This is a genomic window from Exiguobacterium sp. SH0S1, from assembly GCF_004337165.1.
Taxonomy (GTDB): domain Bacteria; phylum Bacillota; class Bacilli; order Exiguobacteriales; family Exiguobacteriaceae; genus Exiguobacterium; species Exiguobacterium aurantiacum_A.
This window is the reverse complement of the sequence record NZ_SJVC01000010.1, coordinates 1-20060: the sequence shown is the minus strand read 5'-3', so window position 1 is coordinate 20060 and position 20060 is coordinate 1. Positions and strand designations below refer to the sequence as shown.

Sequence of the window (20060 nt, the reverse complement as noted above, 5' to 3'; positions counted from 1 at the left end):
TATGAGTTATGGAATTACCGTCGTCGGACTCGGCTCCGGCGAACTCGAGCAACTTCCGCTCGGGGTATATCGTCATTTGAAACAGCAACCGCTCGTCTGGTTGCGCACGAAAGAACATCCGGTCGTCAAAGAGCTCGAGGCGGAAGGGGTTCATTTTGAATCGTTTGACCACATTTACGAATCAAACGATACGTTTGAGGCCGTCTATAAACAAATCGTTGAGACGTTGCTCGACAAGAGCGACGAACTAGCGATCACATATGCGGTCCCGGGCCATCCGTTCGTCGCCGAGCGGACGGTCGAACTGCTCGTCGAACAAGGGGCGGACGTGACGTTCCTCGGCGGACAGAGCTTTTTGGACGCCATGTTTCAGGCGCTCCAGATTGATCCGATCAATGGGTTTCAACTGCTCGATGCGACCGCACTCGACGTTGAACGGCTCCAAGTCACGCAGCACGTGTTAATCGGTCAAGTGTACGACGGGTTTGTGGCCGGGGATGTGAAAGTACAATTGATGGAACGTTATCCGGACGAACATCTTGTCAAGCTCGTCACGGCGGCCGGAACAAAACGAGAGCGAATTTCCGAAGTTCCGCTCTACGAGATGGACCGGGTCGCTGAAGTCGACAATTTGACGACGCTCTATGTCCCGCCACTCACTGACGAGACGCACCTCGCGCGGGAGTTTGCGACGTTGACAGATATCATCGCGACACTCCGCGGTCCGAACGGCTGCCCATGGGACCGAAAACAGACGCACGCATCACTGCGGAAATATTTACTCGAAGAGTCGTATGAGTTGATCGAGGCGATCGACGAAGAGGACGATGATGCGATGATCGAAGAACTCGGAGACGTATTGCTCCAAGTCATGCTTCATGCGCAAATCGGGGCCGACGAAGGGTACTTTAACATTCGTGACGTGATCGGCGCGATCAGTACGAAAATGGTCCGTCGCCATCCGCACGTCTTCGGTGACGTGACGGTCGCAGACGCCGACGACGTGGTTTCGAACTGGAATGCGATTAAGCAAGACGAAAAAGGGGAAAACAAACATTCGCAGCTCGATGGTGTGCTCGTGACCCAACCGGGGTTAATGCGTGCCGAGCAACTCCAAAAGAAAGCGGCTCAAGTCGGGTTCGAGTGGGATGACGTAACCGGAGCGTTCGAGAAGCTCGAAGAAGAGTTACAAGAGTGGCGAGACCGTCCCGAAGACGAACAAGAACTAGGGGACGTACTGTTCTCAGTCGTCAACGTAGCCCGTTATTTCGGGTTGAACGCGGAACAAGCACTTGAACGGACCAATCAAAAATTCAAGAGACGATTTGAATATATCGAAGCGAACGGATCGCTCAGCGACATGACGCTCGAACAAATGGATCGGCTTTGGGATGAAGCGAAGGAGAAGGGATTATGAGACTAGATAAATTTTTGAAAGTGTCGCGCTTGATCAAACGACGGACGTTAGCGAAGGAAGTGGCCGATCAAGGCCGTATCCGCTTGAATGGCCAAGTCGCCAAGGCCAGTACGGACGTCAAGGCCGGTGATGAGCTCCAAATCCGATTCGGGAATAAGCTGGTGACGGTCATTATCGATTCGATTGCCGAGCATGCCCGGAAAGAGGATGCGAAGGAAATGTACCGGTTGATCAAAGAAGAAAAGGTGAACAGTGGTACGGAAGCATAAAAAAAAGGTATACTGAACATAATAGGTCAAGAGGAAGGTGATTCGATGAATGGACGTAACCCGATGGAACGCAAACAGCGGATTCGGGCTCTCGACGAACGGAGAGAACAGCTGGAAAAAGAACAGAGCCGGCGACGTATCCATCTTCGACGCCGCCTAGCCGTGGCCTCACTTGTCTTTTTGTTGTTGATTGTCTTCATCGGCCAGAGCTATTTCTCAAAGATCGGATATGTAGCGGATCAAGAGCTAAAGCAAGACGAGGCTCGTGTCGAGCTTCGTGAAACGAAGGAAGAACAAGCGGAGCTAAAAGAGCAGGTTGAACGTTTACAAGACGAAGAATACATCGCTAATCTTGCACGCAACGAGCTGTTGTTCTCGAAAGATGGCGAGATTATTTTTTACTTCTCACCAGAGGAATAAGTAGGTTCGTTGACCGTTGACGAATCGACTCGTATAATTGTAGGGAATCATTCAAAAAAAGGAGTACATTATTTTATGTCAATTGAAGTAGGAAGCAAGGTACAAGGTAAGGTTACAGGGATTACGCATTTCGGAGCGTTCGTAGAGCTCCCTAATGGAAAAACGGGTTTGGTGCACATCAGTGAAGTGGCAGATTCTTATGTCAAAGACATCAATGAAGTCCTAACGGTCGGTCAAGAAGTCACAGTCAAAATCTTGAACATCGAAAGTGATGGCAAAATCGGGTTGTCTATCAAAAAAACTGTCGATCGTCCTGTTAGCGAACGCCCAGAACGTCCAGCCGGCGAACGCTTCTCACGAGGCCCTAGTTCAGGCGGCCCTGGTCAAGGTGGCCCACGTCCGGGCGGTCCCCGTCCAGGTGGTCCTGGTCAAGGTCCACGCGGTGGCGGTGGCCCACGCGGTGGCGGCGGTCCCCGTGGCGGTGGCGGCGCACGTCGTGAAGTACGTCGTGAGCCAGAAACGTTTGATACGTTGATGACCAAGTTCTTGAAAGATAGCGACGAACGCCTTACAACGTTGAAGCGTCAAACTGATTCAAAACGCGGTGGACGTGGAGCCAAGCGCGGGTAACCCTTCGTAAACCATCAGCTTCTACTCGTAACGATAACGCCACGGACACAGGTCCGTGGCTTTTTTTCATGGCGCGACAATTGTCGGCGCTTTTTTTGTTATAAAAAATAACTAAAAAAGGTTGCAATTTTTCGACGGAGCGAGCACAATAGGGAACATGAAAAATAGTTATGTTTTATAAGTAAAGGTGGAGAAACAAATGAACGGATGGAAGTTGTGGAAAGCAGAATGGCAGAGCATCGGTAAAAATCCGCGGGTATGGATTCCGATTCTCGCGGTCGCGCTCGTGCCGCTCATGTATGCGGGCATGTTCTTGTGGGCATTTTGGGACCCTTACGGCCAAATGAAAGATTTGCCCGTCGCGATCGTCAATGATGACCAAGGGGCCACGTTTGAAGGGGAGGAACTCGCTGTCGGTGACGAACTCGTCGATAAGTTGACGACCTCGGAAGCGTTCCAATTCGTCGAAGTGTCGAAAGCAGAAGCGGACGCCGGGTTACAAGATCACGCCTTTTACATGGCAATCGAAATCCCGGATGACTTTTCAGAGAAAGCGACGAGCGCGCTGTCCGCTGACCCTGAGCAATTGGAACTTCGATACATCGCGAACGAGTCGTATAACTTCCTCGCCGCTCAAATCGGAGGTTCGGCGATGGAACAAGTGAAAGGCGAACTGTCGACTGAAGTGACGAAACAGTATGTCAACGCCATGCGGGACGGATTGAAAACCGTCGCTGACGGATTAGATGAAGCCGCAACCGGTGCGACGGAGCTTGCTGACGGATCAACGACCGCTAAAGAAGGGGCCGTTAAGCTAGCGGACGGCTCGCGACTGCTAGCTTCAAAACAGCAGGAACTAGCTGACGGCGCAGCCAAGCTCGATGACGGACTCGGTGCGCTTGAGTCTGGGGCGGCTGATCTCGTCGACGGGAGCCAGCGTATCCAAACTGGGAGTTCCACGCTGTCAGACGGTGTCCATCGTGTCGACGCCGGGGCCGCCGTGCTAAAAGACGGTACGACTCAGCTCGTCGACGGAACGAGCGCGTTCTCTTCGAAGTTAGGCGAGTTGCATAGCGGGACGCAACAGCTTGACGCTGGAATTCATGAACTCGCAGCCGGACTCGAGGACGCACAGGCCGGAAGCGGCCAACTCGTCAACGGCTCGAGCACACTCGCAGAAGCGCTTAGTGCGGCTAGTGCCGGAAACGAAGCACTTGTAGCGGGAACGGTAGGTGTCACCGCTGGCATTGACCAAATGAAAACGGAGTTGTTAGGCCAGCAAGAGCAACTGATCGCCAAGTTGTCTGCGCTCGCCGAATCCGGTACGCCCGCAACGCCAGACATGTTGCAAGCGCTCGTCGCCGAGCTGTCTACAGGCATGCAGGCAACGGAAGCAGGATTCACATCGCTTTCAGAGGGCGCGTCTCGTGTCACGGAAGGCCAAACGGCACTCGGGGAAGGGTTGGGACAAGCAGAAGCCGGTGCCACTGAACTCGCGGCCGGATTGGTTGCGTTGAATGACGGACAGACTCAGCTCGTCAACGGGGCCGCGGCGCTGAGCGAGGGGTCAAGCCAAATCGAGCAAGGTGCCAAAACCGCGATGGATCGTTCGGGTGAACTTGCATCGGCAAGCGTTCAATTGAACGACGGGGTGGCGACGCTTCATGACGGGACGACAGAACTGGCGTCGGGGAGTGATCAATTGGCTGACGCCACGCTCGCCTTGTCTGAAGGAAGTACGAAACTCGCCAACGGGGTCAAAACGGCCGGTCAAGGAACGGGTACCATCGCTGAAGGGGCATCGCGTCTGGCCGAAGGGGGTCAAGCGCTCGGTTCTGGAAGTTCGGACCTGGCGGAAGGTCTGACTGAACTAGAGTCGGGTAACGGAAAACTTCGTGACGCCTTACTCTCGGGTGCGGAATCGGCTGACGTCGACATCCGCGATGAGAACGTTGAAATGATGGCGGGGCCGATTCAAATCGTGAACGACTCGATTCATCACGTACCGAACTACGGGACAGGATTTGCACCATACTTCATGTCGCTCGGTCTCTTTGTCGGGGCGCTCTTGTTGTCAATCGTCTATCCGCTCTATGATCCGGCTGGCAAACCGAAGCGGAGTTTATCTTGGTTGTTATCGAAATCGGGCGTATTAATCGTCATCGGTTTCGTTCAGGCGCTCGTCTTAAACGTGGCGATGATCGCGTTGCTCGGACTCGAGGTCGAGTCACCGCTTCGCTTCTTCGGTTTCAGCTGGCTCGTCAGTATTACGTTCTTATTGATTGTTCAGTTGCTCGTCACGACGCTCGGGAACCCGGGACGGTTCGTTGCCATCGTCTTATTGATTCTTCAATTGACGACGTCGGCCGGGACGTTCCCGCTTGAATTGATTCCACGTGCCTTGCAGCCGTTCAACGCGTTACTTCCAATGACGTATACGGTGGCCGGCTATAAAGAGATTTTGTCGGCGGACGGGCTCAGTTATTTACAAGGGGCGATTCTATACTTGGCGCTCGTGTCGGTCGGTTGCTTCTTCTTGCTCTGGGGATATTTCCGCATCGCTTGGAAGAAAAAATATCGACCGGCTCCGTCGGAAGCGTGATGCACAATCAACCGAAAATCGTGTATAGTGTATGAAATGGCACTATACACGTTTTTTTGTGAAAAAAGTTTTAAAAAAGAATTGACACGGACGTGACTACTGGTTATTATAGAAAATGTGCTTAGGACACAACACAATAACATGGCGGTGTAGCTCAGCTGGCTAGAGCGTACGGTTCATACCCGTGAGGTCGTGGGTTCGACTCCCTCCGCCGCTACCATTTTATTTAGGCCCGTTGGTCAAGCGGTTAAGACACCGCCCTTTCACGGCGGTAACACGGGTTCGAATCCCGTACGGGTCACTTACCTAAGCGAAAAGAAGCCATCTCAACTTGAGATGGCTTCTTTTGTTATATCAAGGAGGAGCGACGATGACGAAAGTGCTGGTGGCCGTATCGGGTGGGATGGATTCGATCGTCTTGTTAGACCGCGTCGTGAGAAGCGGTGCTGACGTCGGGGTCGCCCACGTCCATCATGGACTTAGGCCTGAGTCCGATGAAGAGTTCGAGTTCGTGAGACAGTTGGCGAAAGCGTACGGTGTGCCGTTTCACGGGAAGCGTCTTGCGTTTCCGGACGGGGGATCGCAAGCCGTCTATCGGACGGCGCGGTATGCATTTTTTGAAACGGTCATGCGTGAAGACGGGTATACCGAACTGATGACGGCTCATCACGGCGATGACGAGCTCGAAACGGTACTCATCCAGCTTCATCGAAACGTCGTCGAAGTGACGGGGATCCCGGAACGTCGTCCGTTCGCCGGAGGGACAATCGTTCGTCCGTTGCTGACGGAAACAAAACGACAGCTCTTGGCGTACGCGTTAGCGAACGGACTCGTCTGGCGAGAAGACGCGACGAATGAGCAGACGAATTATTTGCGCAACAAGATCAGACACCACATCGTCCCGCAGCTCCTCGATGTTTGGCCGAACGTGGTTCAAGACGTCGGTAGCGCGGCCCGTCGGCAGCGTGAGCTCTGGCATAAGCGCTACGACGACGTCGGGAAGTGGATGGTGCGCCACGTCCGTTATAATATGAAAACGTTTCATGTGAAACTTGAAGACGTGGCCGGTTTGAACGAACCCGAACGATACGTACTCGGCCGACTCTTATCGGCTAGATATGGTGTCGAGATGGGCGAAGCCATCCGTCGTCTCCTCGGTAGTCCAAAAGGAACAGGACGATACGACCTTGAAGGCGGCGCGCGCCTGCAAAAGTATGATGGGGTGATCAGCCTCGTCACGGAGGAACGACCGGATTCGTCACAAGCGCCGGATGAACACATGGTGTTAAGCGTCCCGGCCCGTCTATCGTTCGGCAATCGCGACGTCTCGCTCGAAGTCGTCACAGGCAAGTACGGGATCCCCCTCGAGGTGCTCACATTCCCGTTGACCGTCCGCTCCGTTCGGCCAGGGGATGTGATGAAACTCTCAATCGGGACGAAAAAAGTCGCCCGAATCTTGGTCGATGCGAAAATCCGGCGTGAAAATCGTCCGTTTGTCCCCTTAGTAGTTGACGCGACAGGGAGGATTGTCGCTATAGTAGGAGTAAGAGTTTCGGATTTTCCGGATAAGTCAGATGCGATTTGCCCACGATTAATGGTAAAATGATGATTGTGTCGGATTAGAAAGAGGAGGATTTCAAGATGTCATTAATGAACGATATGGAAAAGGTGCTTATTTCAAGTGAAGAGATTCAAGTAAAGGTGAAAGAACTCGCGACAACGCTCAGCGAAGAATATAAAGAAGAGTTTCCGCTTCTCGTTTGCGTATTGAAAGGCGCGATGCCGTTCATGTCAGACCTTGTCAAAGAAATGGACATCCATTTAGAGATGGACTTCATGGACGTATCGACGTATCACGGTGGAACGTCGTCAACTGGTGAAGTGAAAATCGAGAAAGATTTAAACACGTCTGTAGAAGGACGAGACATCTTGATTGTAGAAGATATTATTGATAGCGGGCTTACGCTCGGCTATCTCGTCGATCTCCTCAAATATCGGAAAGCCAAGTCGGTGAAGATCGTTACGTTGCTCGATAAACCGACGGGTCGCAAGAACGGTCTATCGGCAGACTACAGCGGTTTCGTGATTCCGCACGAGTTTGTCGTCGGCTACGGTCTCGATTACGAAGAGAAATATCGTAACCTTCCTTACGTCGGTGTGCTCAAGCCGAGTGTTTACGGGGGCTAACGTTTTTCTTTTGAAAATGTGACGTGTTAAGATAAAAGAAATACCCCAAAGTATACACATATACTGAATGGGCGAGAACATCGTTTCTCGGAATAGGAGGCAGAGAATGAATCGTGCAGTGAAAAACACCTTAGTGTTCGGTGTGATTTTCCTGGCCTTGATCTTGTTCCTTCAATATTTACAGAACCCGAGTAGCCAGAGCGAAACGCTCTCTTATTCGAAGTTCTTGGAATATGTGGAAGATGATCGGATCGAAACGGCAACCGTACAGGAAATCCCGGGAGCCATCTCAATTACAGGTGACCTTACAGGAGACGAAGACCAGCGTTACGAAACGAATATCCCGGCTAACGAGGCCGAATACGCCGAAGTGCTCTCGCAACTTCGTGCGAATACCGACATTCAAATCGAAGAGTCAGAGTCGAGTGGTAGCTGGTTTAGCATCGTATTCGCGATCTTACCGTTTATCATCATCTTCATCTTGTTCTTCTTCTTGCTCAACCAAGCCCAAGGCGGCGGCGGTGGCGGTCGTGTGATGAACTTCGGGAAATCGAAGGCGAAACTCTACGACCAAGAAAAACGTCGTGTAACGTTTGATGATGTTGCCGGGGCGGATGAGGAGAAACAAGAACTCATCGAAGTCGTCGAATTCTTGAAAGACCCTCGCAAGTTCTCGAAACTTGGAGCACGGATTCCAAAAGGCGTCTTGCTCGTCGGTCCTCCGGGAACAGGTAAGACGTTACTCGCTCGTGCAGCTGCGGGAGAAGCCGGTGTACCGTTCTTCTCGATCTCAGGTTCTGACTTCGTCGAAATGTTCGTCGGTGTCGGGGCGTCGCGTGTCCGCGACTTGTTCGAGAATGCGAAAAAGAACGCACCGTGTATCATCTTCATCGATGAGATCGATGCGGTCGGACGCCAGCGTGGTGCCGGTCTTGGTGGCGGCCATGACGAGCGTGAGCAAACGCTCAACCAACTTCTCGTCGAGATGGATGGATTCAGTGACAACGAAGGAATCATCATGATTGCCGCGACGAACCGTCCGGACATTCTTGACCCGGCCCTTCTTCGTCCAGGTCGATTCGACCGTCAAATCACGGTTGACCGTCCGGATGTTAAAGGCCGTGAAGCAGTACTCAAAGTTCATGCCCGCAACAAACCGCTCGATTCGACAGTTGACTTGAAGTCGATCGCTCAGCGGACGCCTGGATTCTCAGGTGCTGACCTTGAAAACTTGTTGAACGAAGCAGCGCTCGTCGCAGCCCGGTCTGACCGTTCAGCGGTCTCGGTCGTGGATGTCGAGGAAGCGATTGACCGTGTCATCGCTGGTCCTTCTAAGAAGAGCCGCGTCATCTCGGAGAAAGAACGCCAAATCGTCGCCTATCATGAGGCAGGTCATACGATTATCGGGATTGAACTCGAGAACGCAGACGAAGTGCACAAAGTGACAATCGTTCCACGTGGAAACGCTGGCGGATACGTCGTCATGCTTCCGAAAGAAGATCGTTACTTCATGACGAAACCTGAACTCGAAGATAAAATCGTTGGTCTCCTCGGGGGCCGCGTGGCGGAAGACGTCATCTTCGGTGAAGTATCGACAGGAGCAAGCAATGACTTCCAACGCGCGACTGGTATCGCTCGGAAGATGGTCATGGATTACGGGATGAGCGACAAGCTCGGACCGCTCCAACTTGGATCGAACCATGGAGGACAAGTCTTCTTAGGTCGCGATTTCCAAACGGAACAAAACTACTCGGATGCGATTGCACAAGATATCGACCTCGAGATTCGGGACATCATCAACCGTTGTTACGCGAAAGCGAAACAGATTTTGACGGACCGTAAAGACGATCTCGAGCTCGTCGCGAAGACGTTGCTCGAAGTCGAGACGCTCGATTCGAAACAGATTCGTCACTTGATTAAGACGCGCGAGTTCCTTCCGAACGAACCGGAAGAGCCGTCTGAACCATCGAAAGATGATGCAAGCGATGAGGCGAAGAAAGATGAGGCGGCCGTCAAGCACGGGCAAGTCATCGATCAGCCTGGAGTCGTTCAAGAAGCGAAGCCGGACGTTGTCCCTGAAGGCGATAAGCCGGAAGCGACACCGACGGAACGCCCGAACAACGAATCACGGTAAGTGTAAGAGACGAATGCCCTAAATAAGGCATTCGTCTTTTTTCGTGTTATAATTCGAGCGAACTGTAATTGACAACAAAGTGAGGAACCATATCATGATTTTAGTGATCGATGTTGGGAATACAAATATTGTCCTCGGGATGTACGACGGTGAGACGCTCGTCCATCATTGGCGCATCTCGACGGACCGCACGAAAACGACCGATGAGTACGGTATGCTCGTCAAGTCTTTGTTTGACCACTCGAACGTCTCGTTTGACCAAATCGACGGCGTCATTTTGTCTTCGGTTGTTCCACCAGTCATCTTCCCGCTCGAACAGATGTCACAGCGCTACTTCAACGTCCGGCCAATCGTCGTCGGTCCCGGCGTGAAAACAGGTCTCGACATCCACGTCGACAATCCTCGTGAAGTCGGGGCGGACCGCATCGTCAACGCGGTCGCAGGTATTGCCAAGTACGACGGTCCATTGATCATCGTCGATTTCGGTACGGCGACGACGTATTGCTACATCGATGACAAACGTCGTTATCACGGCGGGATCATCTCCCCAGGGATTATGATCTCGGTCGAGGCGCTCTATCAACGGGCCGCGAAATTACCGCGCATCGAGCTCGCGACCCCGCCGACCGTCGTCGGGAAAAATACAATCCAAGCGATGCAATCGGGCACGTATTACGGGTATGTCGCCCAAGTCGATGGCATCGTCAGTCGCGTCAAGCGTGAAGTCGGGGAAGCGACCGTCATCGCGACAGGTGGGCTGGCCCGTTTGATCAGTGAACATGCCGAAACGATTGACGTCGTCGACTCGTTCTTGACGCTCGATGGACTTCGCCTCATCTATGAGCGCAACCAGAAATAAACTTTAAAGGAGTTACTCAATATGATTCAACCAGAACAACAAGCGTTACTTGACCAAATGAAAGACGACTATCTCGTCCGTGCCCTCGGGTTCGGTGGAGAAGTCCGGGCGTTCGCCGTACGGACGACGAAAACGATTTTCGAAACGCAACTTCGCCATCAGACGACACCGGTCGCCTCAGCTGCACTCGGTCGGACGATGACGATCGGGACGATGATCGGTTCGATGCAAAAAGGAGCCGCGCGCGTCACCCTTAAAGTCGAAGGCGATGGACCAATCGGGAAAATCATCGTCGATGCGGACACGGCAGGAGACGTTCGCGGATACGTGTCACACCCTCGTGTCGAAGGCGGCACGTTCGTCAACGACCACGGATTGACGAAGTTGAAAGTTGGCGAAGTCGTTGGCCGAGGAACGGTCTCGGTCATCAAAGACCTCGGTCTAAAAGACTTCGTTGGCGGTTCGTCCGAAATTCAAACAGGTGAGATCAGCGAAGACTTCACGTACTACTTCGCGACGTCGGAACAAGTGCCTTCAGTCGTCGGAGCAGGCGTGCTCGTGCTTCCGGAAGATGAATCGATTTTAGCTGCCGGCGGGATTATCGTCCAGTTGATGCCAGACGCTTCAGAGCAAACGATTCAAGCGTTAGAAGACGCATTGAAGACGTTCCCGCCAGTGTCGGTTCTCATCGGAGAAGAGAAGACACCGGAAGAGATGCTGCATATGCTCCTCGGAGATAGCTTAGAAGTGCTCGATCACAAACCGGTACAGTTCAACTGTACGTGCAGCCGAGATCGGATGGAGAGTGCGATCATCGGACTCGGTACCGAAGAGATCCGTCAAATGATCGAAGAAGATGGCGGCGCTGAAGCAGTTTGTCACTTCTGCGGCGAAAAGTATCACTTCTCGGCTGAACAGCTCGAAGTGATGAAACAGCAAGCACGCTGAGGCTGTCGTTCCAAATTGCATATTTTCAATCCGATAGGGTATTATTACAATATCGGAATAGTCGGAATTATGAAGGAGGAAATGAAATGCGTATCGTAGATTCAGTGACAGACTTAATTGGCAAGACTCCAATCGTGAAGTTAAACGGGCTGACTGGCCCGGATGACGCGACGGTTTACATGAAGTTGGAATATATGAACCCTGGTTCGAGTGTAAAAGACCGGATCGCTTTAGCGATGATCGAGGCCGCTGAGAAAGAAGGCGTCTTAAAGCCGGGTGACACAATCATTGAGCCGACGAGTGGGAACACGGGCATCGGACTCGCGATGGTCAGTTCTGCTAAAGGCTATAAGGCAATTCTCGTCATGCCGGAAACGATGAGTATGGAACGTCGCAACTTGCTTCGCGGATACGGTGCCGAGCTGATTTTGACGCCGGGTCCTGAGGGGATGGGCGGAGCGATTCGCCGGGCGACAGAAGAAGCTGAGAAAAACGGCTACTTCCTCCCGCAACAATTCAATAATGCGGCCAACCCGAACGTCCATGAAATGACGACCGGCCCTGAGATCGTTGATGCGTTCGACGCGTCAGGTCTTCAAGTCGATGCGTTCATCGCGGGTGTCGGTACAGGCGGAACGATCACAGGAGCGGGTAAAGTATTGAAAGCCCACTATCCAGACGTGCAAATTTTAGCTGTCGAACCGGTCGACTCTCCAGTCTTATCTGGAGGGAAGCCAGGACCTCATAAAATTCAAGGCATCGGAGCCGGCTTTATCCCGTCGATTTTAGACACTGAGATTTACGAAGGTGTCCTTCAAATAACGACAGAGCAGGCGTTCGAATACGCGCGTCTCGCGGCTCGGACGAACGGTGTGCTCGGTGGCATCTCGTCAGGTGCAGCCATCGCGGCCGCGGTCGATACGGCGAAGCGCCTTGGAAAAGGCAAAAACGTGCTCGCGATCATCCCGTCAAACGGAGAACGCTACCTTAGCACGCCGCTCTATCAGTTCGACGAAGAATCAGACAGCGTTCGCGCATAAACAAACGGCAGTTACCAGAAGACATCTTCTTTCGGTAACTGCCTTTTCTTGTGTACAATTAGAGGCATGAATGAGTGGAACGGGGGGATTTGACGTGAGAACGACAGCGTTCAAAACGATGCGAACGACAAAAGAGAGAATGTATGAGACGTATATGACGTTGACGGAAGCGGGCGAGTGCTATGCGTGGCTCGAGAGCGGGAGGGCTGGACGTTACACGATGGCCGGAATCGAGCCGTTCGGTGCGCTTCACGTGAAAGACGGGACTGGAACGCTCGTCATTTCAGATAAGACCGAGACGTTTTATGGCCAACCGCTCGACATCGTCGAGCAAGTACGGGCCCGTTACGTTGCCGCAAGACCAGAAGGGGCACCGCCATTCTTCGGCGGAATGATTGGTTATGTCAGTTACGATGTCGCCCGGACACTTGAACGCTTGCCGCGTCAAGCGGAAGATGATCTAGGGACGCCCGACGTCTCGTTCTTGTTGTTTGACGAAGTGGCGGTATTCGACGAAGCGACGTCGCTCCTCTATTTGCTAGTCACCGCCGATGAAGAAGTAGAAGCGAAGCTCGAGCGCTGGGCTGCCTTATGGCAGACAGAGACGCATTACGCGTTCAGACCGGTCGCGCAAGCACCGCTCGAGCGAGCGCGTTCTCTATCGCAAGGTGAATTCGTCGAAGCTGTGCAGAAAATTCAAGACTACATCGTCGAAGGCGACGTGTTCCAAGTGAACCTGAGCGTCCGCCAATCGGAAGCGCTGCTCGCGGACCCGCGCCACGTCTATGACACGTTGCGCCAAATGAATCCTTCACCGTACATGGGGTACTTCGTCGACGATTTTTTGACGATGGTGTCGGCTTCGCCAGAACTGTTGATTGAGAAACATGGGACGTCGATCTCGACACGCCCGATCGCCGGGACACGGCCGCGCGGACGGGACGAGGCAGAAGATATGGAACTAGCGCGGACGTTGCTCGATAACGAGAAAGAGCGGGCCGAGCACGTCATGCTCGTTGATTTGGAGCGGAACGACCTCGGGAAAGTGGCCGCTTATGGGACGGTGCACGTCGACGAATTGATGGTCATCGAGAAGTACTCACACGTCCAGCACATCGTTTCGAACGTGCGCGGCACGATGCGAGACGGTGTGTCCGGGTCAGAGGCGCTCGGGGCGATGTTCCCGGGCGGAACGATTACCGGTGCCCCGAAAATTCGGACGATGGAAATCATCGAGGAACTTGAACCGGTTCGACGTGGGATTTACACGGGTTCGTTCGGCTGGATCAGTTGGGACGACGACCTCGTCTTTAACATCACGATCCGGACGATGGTCGTCAAAGACGGGATGGCCCACGTCCAGGCCGGGGCAGGTATTGTCATCGACTCCGACCCGGTCGCTGAATATGAAGAATCGTTGTCGAAAGCGAAGGCGCTATGGGCCGCGAAAGAAATGACGGAGGCGACGGTATGATTTTACTCATCGATAACTACGACTCATTCACGTACAACTTGGTTCAATACTTTGGTGAGCTCGGAGAGGACTTGATCGTGCGTCGCAATGACGACGTTACGATCAAAGAGATTAAACAGATGGGTCCGAGTTATCTCGTCATCTCGCCAGGTCCGCGGACGCCGAACGAAGCGGGAATCAGCGTCGACGCGATTCGGACGTTTGCTGGGAAGATCCCGATTTTCGGTGTGTGTCTCGGTCATCAAGCTATCGGTCAGGCGTTCGGCGGGAAAGTCGTCCATGCGGACCGCCTCATGCACGGGAAGACGTCACCGATCGAACATGACGGTAAGACGTTATTTAAAGACATCCCACAGCAGACGATTGTGACGCGTTACCATTCGCTCGCCGTCGAGCGCGCTTCATTGCCGTCCTGCTTAGAAGTGACGGCTGAGACGAGCACGGGCGAGATCATGGCGCTACGCCATAAAGAATTGCCGATCGAGGGCGTCCAATTTCATCCTGAAGCCATCTTGACGGAACATGGGAAAGACATGATTAAAAATTTTATCGAGGCGTATCGTCATGTGGCTTTGGCATAACGGCGAACTGCGCGGCAGTTCAGAAGTGACGGTGCCGGTTCACGACCACGGTTTTTTGTACGGGATGGGGTTGTTCGAGACGTTCCGGACGTTTGACGGGGTCCCGTTCTTGTTCGACCTCCATTGGGACAGGCTTGAGAAAAGTATGGACGCACTTTGGATCGATCTACCTTATACGAAGCAGGAAATCAGACAGGCGATTCAAGACGTCGTGCGTCAAAACGAGGCGCCGAACGTATATATCCGACTGAACGTCTCCGCCGGTGTCGCTCCGCTCGGTCTGCACGACGGGCGTTACTCACGGCCGAACGTGACGCTGCTCGTCAAACCGTTACCGGACACGTTCGAACCGACCGAGAAACGGCTTGAGGCACTCCCGTTTCCGAGAAGTCGACCGGAAGCGGCGTTCCGTTTGAAGTCACATCACTATATGAACAACATCCTTGGAAAACGTGCCTTGGTCGACCGGGAAGCGGAAGGTTTGTTCGCGGACGAGGCGGGACGTGTCGTCGAGGGACTCGTCTCAAACATCTTTTGGGTAGAACAGGATGGGCGGCTATGGACGACGCCGCTTGAGACCGGGGCGCTTGCCGGCGTGACCAGGCACTGGCTGATGGAGACGTTTGACGTGCTCGAGCGTGATGTGACGTTTAAAGAACTCGAGCAAGCGTCCGAAATTTGGCTCACGAACTCGGTGCAACAAATCGCACCGGTCACCGCTTATGCCGGCCGGACGTATCCAGGCAAGCAGGGGGCTCGATTTACAGCGTGTTGGTCCGAGTTACGACGAGCAATTGAAAGTGAGGGAACAGCATGACAAAAATTATGGGCATTTTAAACGTGACGCCAGATTCGTTTTCAGACGGTGGGCGTTATAACGCAGTCGAGCAAGCGCTCGAACACGCTAAACGGCTCGTTCAGGACGGGGCCGATGCGATCGACGTCGGAGGCGAGTCGACAAGGCCGGGCGCACAGTTCGTCACGGCGGATCAAGAGATCGCCCGCGTCGTCCCAGTCATTCGCCGCCTGAAAGAGGAGCTTGACGTCCTGATCTCGATCGATACGTACAAACCTATCGTTGCGCGAGCGGCACTTGAAGCAGGCGCTGACATGATCAATGATGTGTGGGGGTCGAAGTGGGACGATCAATCGATGGCAGAAGTGGCCAAAGAGTTTAACGTCCCGATCATTTTGATGCATAATCGAGACAACCGAAACTATGGACACTTCATCGAAGAAGTCGTCGGCGACATACAAGAATCAATCGCGATCGCCCGTGCCGCCGGTGTTCGTGATGACCAGATTTGGTTAGACCCCGGCATCGGCTTCGCCAAGGACTACAACCAAAACTTAGAGCTCATGAATCGGCTCGACGTCATCACGAATCTCGGGTTCCCCGTTCTGCTCGGGACATCGCGAAAATCGTTCATCGGCCAGACACTTGATTTACCGACCGAGGAGCGGGTCGAAGGGACGGTCGCGACGACATGTCTCGGAATCGCGAAAGGATGCGCCTGGGTAAGGGTGCATGATGTGTTAGAGAACAAACGGGCGTCACGGATGATGGATGCGATGTTAGGAGGCGGACAAGTTGGATAAAATGTTTGTGAACGGGATGCGTTTTTACGGTTACCACGGTGTCTTTGAAGAAGAGAACCGGCTCGGTCAGCGATTTAATATTGATTTGATGTGTGAGTTAGACCTGGCCCCTGCCGGCCAGTCCGACAATTTGGAGGACGGTGTCAGCTATGCCGGACTCTATCAACTGACAGAAGACATCGTCACAGGCGAGGCGGTCAACTTACTCGAAGCACTCGGTGAACGGATCACGACGGCCGTGCTCGCCCACAGTGACAAGATTCAAAGTGTGACGGTCAAGGTCATCAAACCGGACCCGCCGATTCCGGGTCATTATGATTCAGTCGCGATTGAGATGACGCGGAGGCGTAACGGATGATGTATGTGGCGCTTGGTTCGAATATCGGTGAACGGGAGCGTTACTTGTTCGGTGCCCTTCAAGAGATGGAGGCGGCCGGTCTTCATGTGACGAAGCAATCGAACGTATACGAGACGGCACCGGTCGGCTATATAGATCAACCATCGTTTTATAACATGGTCGTCGAAGTCGAGACATCGCTCGGGGCGGAAGACGCACTCGTTCGTCTCCAACAGGTTGAGCGCGGTCTTGGAAGAGAGCGTCTGTTTAAGAACGGGCCGCGTACGATCGACCTTGACATCTTGCTCTATAACGGCGAATATATACAATCGAAGCACTTAACTGTTCCGCATCCGCGAATGCATGAACGTGCTTTTGTCCTCGCCCCGCTCGCGGAGATTGCTCCGACGCTCGAGGTGAATGGGAAGACGGTACGACAATTATGCGACGCCTTGCCGGAATCGGAGCGGCGCGACGTCGTACGTCTACAGTCGTTAACGTCATTAGTCGGTTCTGTTTAACGCTATTGAAGGAAGTGAAGCAATGTCAGGGTTCAAAATTGGTAACGTTGATATAAAAAATCGGGCGGTCCTCGCCCCGATGGCCGGAGTGACGAACCCGGCATTTCGTTTGATTGCGAAGGAATTCGGTGCCGGACTCGTTTGTGCGGAGATGGTCAGCGACAAAGGGATTTTATTTGAAAACGCGAGAACGCTGCGCATGTTGTACGTCGATGAGCGCGAAAAGCCGCTCAGCCTGCAAATTTTTGGCGGTTCGAAAGACACGCTCGTGAAAGCGGCGCAATACGTGGATCAAAACACGAACGCCGATATCATCGACATCAACATGGGGTGCCCGGTCCCGAAAGTCACGAAATGTGAAGCGGGTGCCAAGTGGCTCCTCGATCCGGATAAGGTTTATGAGATGGTGAACGCCGTATCGAAGGCGGTGGACAAACCAGTGACCGTCAAGATGCGCACCGGCTGGGACAGTCAGCACATCTACCTTCTAGATAACGTCAGAGCGGCCGAATCCGGTGGCGCGGCGGCGATCGCGATTCACGGACGGACGCGGTCCCAATTGTATGAAGGAACAGCCAACTGGGAGCTTATTGGTGAGGCGAAGAAAATTGCGGGCATCCCGATTATCGGGAACGGTGATATTACCACGCCGCAACAAGCGAAGCATGCCCTCGACCATTACGGTGTCGATGCGGTCATGATCGGGCGGGCTGCCCTCGGAAATCCATGGATGCTCTATCAGACGGTGCAGTACCTCGAGACGGGTGAACTTCCGGCCGAGCCGGAGGCACGCGAGAAAATTGACATTTGCATGCTGCATCTCGATCGTTTGATCGACTTGAAAGGCGAGGTGGCGGCGGTTCGTGAAATGCGTCAACACGTGGCCTGGTACTTGAAAGGTCTCAAAGGGAACGGGCCGGTCCGTAAGCAAGTCTTCGAGTTGGAATCACGGGATGCCGTCGGGAGTGTGCTCTACGATTTCGTCGGACAGATCGAGAACGCGCCACAAGAAGTGTGAACTAGTGTAAAAAAGTGATTTATGGTAAGCTTGTTTGGCGAAAAAGTGATACGCAAAGAGCGAACAGCTTAGGCTGTGCTGTTGGCCGTGAGGTCGACAGCTTTTTGTTAGGACCAAACCCAATATGTATAGAGGAGTGAATGGAGTAGTGAGTCACGAGTTGGAAATGAACGACCAAATGCAGGTTCGATTTGAAAAGATGACTGAGATGCGCGCGCAAGGGCTCGACCCGTTCGGACATCGGTTCGAACGCTCAGCCCATGCCGGTGAATTACATGAGCAATATGAAGCGATTGAGAAAGAGGCGCTCGCTGAGCAAGACGTAGAAGTCACGCTCGCGGGACGGATTATGACGAAACGTGGAAAAGGGAAGGTCTTCTTCGCCCACATCCAAGACGTCACGGGACAGGTTCAAATTTACGTCCGTAAAAATGACGTAGGGGATGAGGCGTTTGATTTGTTCAAATCGTCTGACCTCGGTGATATTGTCGGCGTGAAAGGTAAGCTGTTCAAAACGAATGTTGGCGAGTTATCGATTCACGTCGAGACGTTTGAACTTTTGACGAAAGCGCTCCGTCCGCTTCCAGACAAATATCATGGCTTAAAAGATGTCGAACAACGTTATCGTCAACGTTATCTCGATTTGATCACGAACAATGATTCGCGCCAAACATTCATTTTGCGTAGCCGAATCATTTCAGAGATCCGTAACTTCTTGAACCATCGCGGTTACTTAGAAGTTGAGACACCGATGCTCCATACGATTGCAGGCGGAGCAGCTGCCCGTCCGTTCTTGACGCACCATAACGCCCTCGATATGGAACTTTATATGCGCATCGCGATCGAGCTTCACTTGAAGCGCCTCATCGTCGGTGGCCTTGAGCGTGTTTATGAGATTGGTCGTGTCTTCCGTAACGAAGGTATCTCGACACGACACAACCCAGAGTTCACAATGATCGAGCTCTATGAAGCGTACGCTGATTACAACGACATCATGGATTTGACAGAAGAACTCGTTGCGCACGTTGCTAAAGAAGTACTTGGTACGACAGACGTGAAGTATGGAGAAGATACGATCCATCTTGGTGTCGGTTGGAAGCGGGCCCATATGGTCGACTTGGTTAAAGAAGAGATGGGTGTCGACTTCTGGCAGCAGATGTCTGATGAACAGGCACGTGAACTTGCGAAAGAGCACGGGGTAGAAGTCCAAGACCATATGACGTTCGGTCATATCGTCAACGAGTTCTTCGAACAAAAAATCGAAGAGACGTTGCTTCAACCTACGTTCGTCACGGGACATCCGGTCGAAGTGTCGCCGCTTGCGAAGAAGAACGATCAAGACCCGCGCTTCACAGATCGCTTCGAGCTGTTCATCGTTCGTCGTGAACACGCGAACGCGTTCACAGAGTTGAACGATCCAATCGATCAACGTGAGCGCTTCGAAGCCCAACTACTTGAAAAAGAAGCTGGGAACGATGAGGCCCATGAACTTGATAACGACTTCCTAGAAGCGCTCGAGTACGGGATGCCGCCAACAGGTGGTCTCGGAATCGGGATTGACCGTCTTGTCATGTTGCTCACAGACGCACCATCGATTCGCGACGTATTGCTCTTCCCGACAATGCGTCACCAACAGTAACAAGTTACGACCTCTCACCATTGCGGTGAGAGGTTTTTGGTTTCTACAGCCAAGCTATAACGTGGCAGGAAACTTTTTCGGAAAAACTTTTGCCGAAACTATTGCATTCTATTTGAGGATGGGTTAAAGTAATAAACGTTGCCGCTGATGGCAGCGGAAAAGAATTAAAAAAGTGGTTGACAACTGTGTCGATGACTTGTAATATTGTAAGAGTCGTTAAGAGCGACAGACGAACTTTGAAAACTGAACGATGAGGCAAAAAAAGTTTTACAAGTTTTGATTGAAGCGCAAGCTTCGTCATTTTCAAGAGCTATATCAAATTCTTTGGAGAGTTTGATCCTGGCTCAGGACGAACGCTGGCGGCGTGCCTAATACATGCAAGTCG

At 52.8% G+C, this 20060-nt stretch carries 19 protein-coding genes, 2 tRNA genes and 1 rRNA gene; all 22 read left to right on the top strand.

Going from position 1 to position 20060, the window contains the following annotated elements; all coding sequences use genetic code 11:
• Position 1 precedes the first annotated feature (1 nt).
• The gene (gene mazG / locus EVJ20_RS14540) at positions 2-1417 is read left to right on the top strand and encodes a nucleoside triphosphate pyrophosphohydrolase (protein WP_131508729.1); all 1416 of its coding nucleotides are present in this window, start codon (positions 2-4) and stop codon (positions 1415-1417) included.
• Positions 1414-1686 carry an RNA-binding S4 domain-containing protein gene (locus EVJ20_RS14535; protein WP_070329377.1) on the top strand — a complete coding sequence of 91 codons (273 nt, stop codon included), beginning with the start codon at positions 1414-1416 and terminating at the stop codon, positions 1684-1686. Before mazG ends, EVJ20_RS14535 begins: the two co-directional genes overlap by 4 nt.
• A 45-nt stretch (positions 1687-1731) precedes the next feature.
• Complete coding sequence (locus EVJ20_RS14530) at positions 1732-2106, top strand: FtsB family cell division protein (protein ID WP_071398636.1); 375 nt, start codon at positions 1732-1734, stop codon at positions 2104-2106.
• 75 nt (positions 2107-2181) lie between these two features.
• On the top strand, positions 2182-2736 hold the full coding sequence (locus EVJ20_RS14525) for a S1 domain-containing RNA-binding protein (protein WP_070329375.1): 555 nt from the start codon (positions 2182-2184) through the stop codon (positions 2734-2736).
• Positions 2737-2935: 199 nt separating this feature from the next.
• Positions 2936-5338 carry a YhgE/Pip family protein gene (locus EVJ20_RS14520; RefSeq protein ID WP_236636508.1) on the top strand — a complete coding sequence of 801 codons (2403 nt, stop codon included), beginning with the start codon at positions 2936-2938 and terminating at the stop codon, positions 5336-5338.
• A gap of 143 nt (positions 5339-5481) precedes the next feature.
• A tRNA-Met gene (locus EVJ20_RS14515) sits at positions 5482-5558 on the top strand.
• 9 nt (positions 5559-5567) lie between these two features.
• Positions 5568-5639, top strand: a tRNA-Glu gene (locus tag EVJ20_RS14510).
• 69 nt (positions 5640-5708) lie between these two features.
• The gene (gene tilS / locus EVJ20_RS14505) at positions 5709-6944 is read left to right on the top strand and encodes a tRNA lysidine(34) synthetase TilS (RefSeq protein WP_236636506.1); all 1236 of its coding nucleotides are present in this window, start codon (positions 5709-5711) and stop codon (positions 6942-6944) included.
• 35 nt (positions 6945-6979) lie between these two features.
• Complete coding sequence (hpt, locus tag EVJ20_RS14500; RefSeq protein ID WP_016509617.1) at positions 6980-7525, top strand: hypoxanthine phosphoribosyltransferase; 546 nt, start codon at positions 6980-6982, stop codon at positions 7523-7525.
• Positions 7526-7631: 106 nt separating this feature from the next.
• The gene (gene ftsH / locus EVJ20_RS14495; RefSeq protein WP_071398642.1) at positions 7632-9659 is read left to right on the top strand and encodes an ATP-dependent zinc metalloprotease FtsH; all 2028 of its coding nucleotides are present in this window, start codon (positions 7632-7634) and stop codon (positions 9657-9659) included.
• Between the two features lie 94 nt (positions 9660-9753).
• Entirely contained in the window at positions 9754-10518 is a 765-nt protein-coding gene (locus EVJ20_RS14490) for a type III pantothenate kinase (RefSeq protein ID WP_070329371.1), read from the top strand.
• 21 nt (positions 10519-10539) lie between these two features.
• Positions 10540-11466 carry an Hsp33 family molecular chaperone HslO gene (gene hslO, locus EVJ20_RS14485; RefSeq protein WP_071398643.1) on the top strand — a complete coding sequence of 309 codons (927 nt, stop codon included), beginning with the start codon at positions 10540-10542 and terminating at the stop codon, positions 11464-11466.
• A gap of 86 nt (positions 11467-11552) precedes the next feature.
• On the top strand, positions 11553-12506 hold the full coding sequence (gene cysK, locus EVJ20_RS14480) for a cysteine synthase A (protein WP_131508723.1): 954 nt from the start codon (positions 11553-11555) through the stop codon (positions 12504-12506).
• A gap of 94 nt (positions 12507-12600) precedes the next feature.
• Entirely contained in the window at positions 12601-13980 is a 1380-nt protein-coding gene (locus EVJ20_RS14475; RefSeq protein ID WP_236636494.1) for an anthranilate synthase component I family protein, read from the top strand.
• Positions 13977-14561, top strand: coding sequence for an aminodeoxychorismate/anthranilate synthase component II (gene pabA, locus EVJ20_RS14470; protein WP_131441707.1), 585 nt, complete (start codon positions 13977-13979; stop codon positions 14559-14561). The genes EVJ20_RS14475 and pabA overlap by 4 nt, the downstream gene beginning before the upstream one ends.
• Positions 14545-15378, top strand: coding sequence for an aminotransferase class IV (locus EVJ20_RS14465; protein WP_131441706.1), 834 nt, complete (start codon positions 14545-14547; stop codon positions 15376-15378). Before pabA ends, EVJ20_RS14465 begins: the two co-directional genes overlap by 17 nt.
• Positions 15375-16160 (top strand): dihydropteroate synthase, encoded by a 786-nt coding sequence (gene folP / locus EVJ20_RS14460; RefSeq protein ID WP_071398647.1) that lies wholly within the window; start codon positions 15375-15377, stop codon positions 16158-16160. Before EVJ20_RS14465 ends, folP begins: the two co-directional genes overlap by 4 nt.
• Positions 16153-16518, top strand: a complete 366-nt coding sequence (gene folB / locus EVJ20_RS14455; protein WP_070329365.1) for a dihydroneopterin aldolase — start codon at positions 16153-16155, stop codon at positions 16516-16518. The genes folP and folB overlap by 8 nt, the downstream gene beginning before the upstream one ends.
• Positions 16515-17018, top strand: coding sequence for a 2-amino-4-hydroxy-6-hydroxymethyldihydropteridine diphosphokinase (gene folK, locus EVJ20_RS14450; RefSeq protein ID WP_131508721.1), 504 nt, complete (start codon positions 16515-16517; stop codon positions 17016-17018). The genes folB and folK overlap by 4 nt, the downstream gene beginning before the upstream one ends.
• Positions 17019-17040: 22 nt before the next feature.
• The gene (dusB, locus tag EVJ20_RS14445; protein ID WP_016509635.1) at positions 17041-18036 is read left to right on the top strand and encodes a tRNA dihydrouridine synthase DusB; all 996 of its coding nucleotides are present in this window, start codon (positions 17041-17043) and stop codon (positions 18034-18036) included.
• 148 nt (positions 18037-18184) lie between these two features.
• Positions 18185-19675, top strand: a complete 1491-nt coding sequence (gene lysS, locus EVJ20_RS14440) for a lysine--tRNA ligase (RefSeq protein ID WP_070329362.1) — start codon at positions 18185-18187, stop codon at positions 19673-19675.
• Positions 19676-19996: 321 nt separating this feature from the next.
• A 16S ribosomal RNA gene (locus tag EVJ20_RS14435) occupies positions 19997-20060 on the top strand; the annotation flags it as partial.

Coding starts and splice junctions, on each gene's coding strand:
- mazG (WP_131508729.1), top strand. CDS start 2: ATGAGTTATGGAATTACCGTCGTCGGACTCGGCTCCGGCGAACTCGAG.
- EVJ20_RS14535 (WP_070329377.1), top strand. CDS start 1,414: ATGAGACTAGATAAATTTTTGAAAGTGTCGCGCTTGATCAAACGACGG.
- EVJ20_RS14530 (WP_071398636.1), top strand. CDS start 1,732: ATGAATGGACGTAACCCGATGGAACGCAAACAGCGGATTCGGGCTCTC.
- EVJ20_RS14525 (WP_070329375.1), top strand. CDS start 2,182: ATGTCAATTGAAGTAGGAAGCAAGGTACAAGGTAAGGTTACAGGGATT.
- EVJ20_RS14520 (WP_236636508.1), top strand. CDS start 2,936: ATGAACGGATGGAAGTTGTGGAAAGCAGAATGGCAGAGCATCGGTAAA.
- tilS (WP_236636506.1), top strand. CDS start 5,709: ATGACGAAAGTGCTGGTGGCCGTATCGGGTGGGATGGATTCGATCGTC.
- hpt (WP_016509617.1), top strand. CDS start 6,980: ATGTCATTAATGAACGATATGGAAAAGGTGCTTATTTCAAGTGAAGAG.
- ftsH (WP_071398642.1), top strand. CDS start 7,632: ATGAATCGTGCAGTGAAAAACACCTTAGTGTTCGGTGTGATTTTCCTG.
- EVJ20_RS14490 (WP_070329371.1), top strand. CDS start 9,754: ATGATTTTAGTGATCGATGTTGGGAATACAAATATTGTCCTCGGGATG.
- hslO (WP_071398643.1), top strand. CDS start 10,540: ATGATTCAACCAGAACAACAAGCGTTACTTGACCAAATGAAAGACGAC.
- cysK (WP_131508723.1), top strand. CDS start 11,553: ATGCGTATCGTAGATTCAGTGACAGACTTAATTGGCAAGACTCCAATC.
- pabA (WP_131441707.1), top strand. CDS start 13,977: ATGATTTTACTCATCGATAACTACGACTCATTCACGTACAACTTGGTT.
- EVJ20_RS14465 (WP_131441706.1), top strand. CDS start 14,545: ATGTGGCTTTGGCATAACGGCGAACTGCGCGGCAGTTCAGAAGTGACG.
- folP (WP_071398647.1), top strand. CDS start 15,375: ATGACAAAAATTATGGGCATTTTAAACGTGACGCCAGATTCGTTTTCA.
- folK (WP_131508721.1), top strand. CDS start 16,515: ATGATGTATGTGGCGCTTGGTTCGAATATCGGTGAACGGGAGCGTTAC.
- dusB (WP_016509635.1), top strand. CDS start 17,041: ATGTCAGGGTTCAAAATTGGTAACGTTGATATAAAAAATCGGGCGGTC.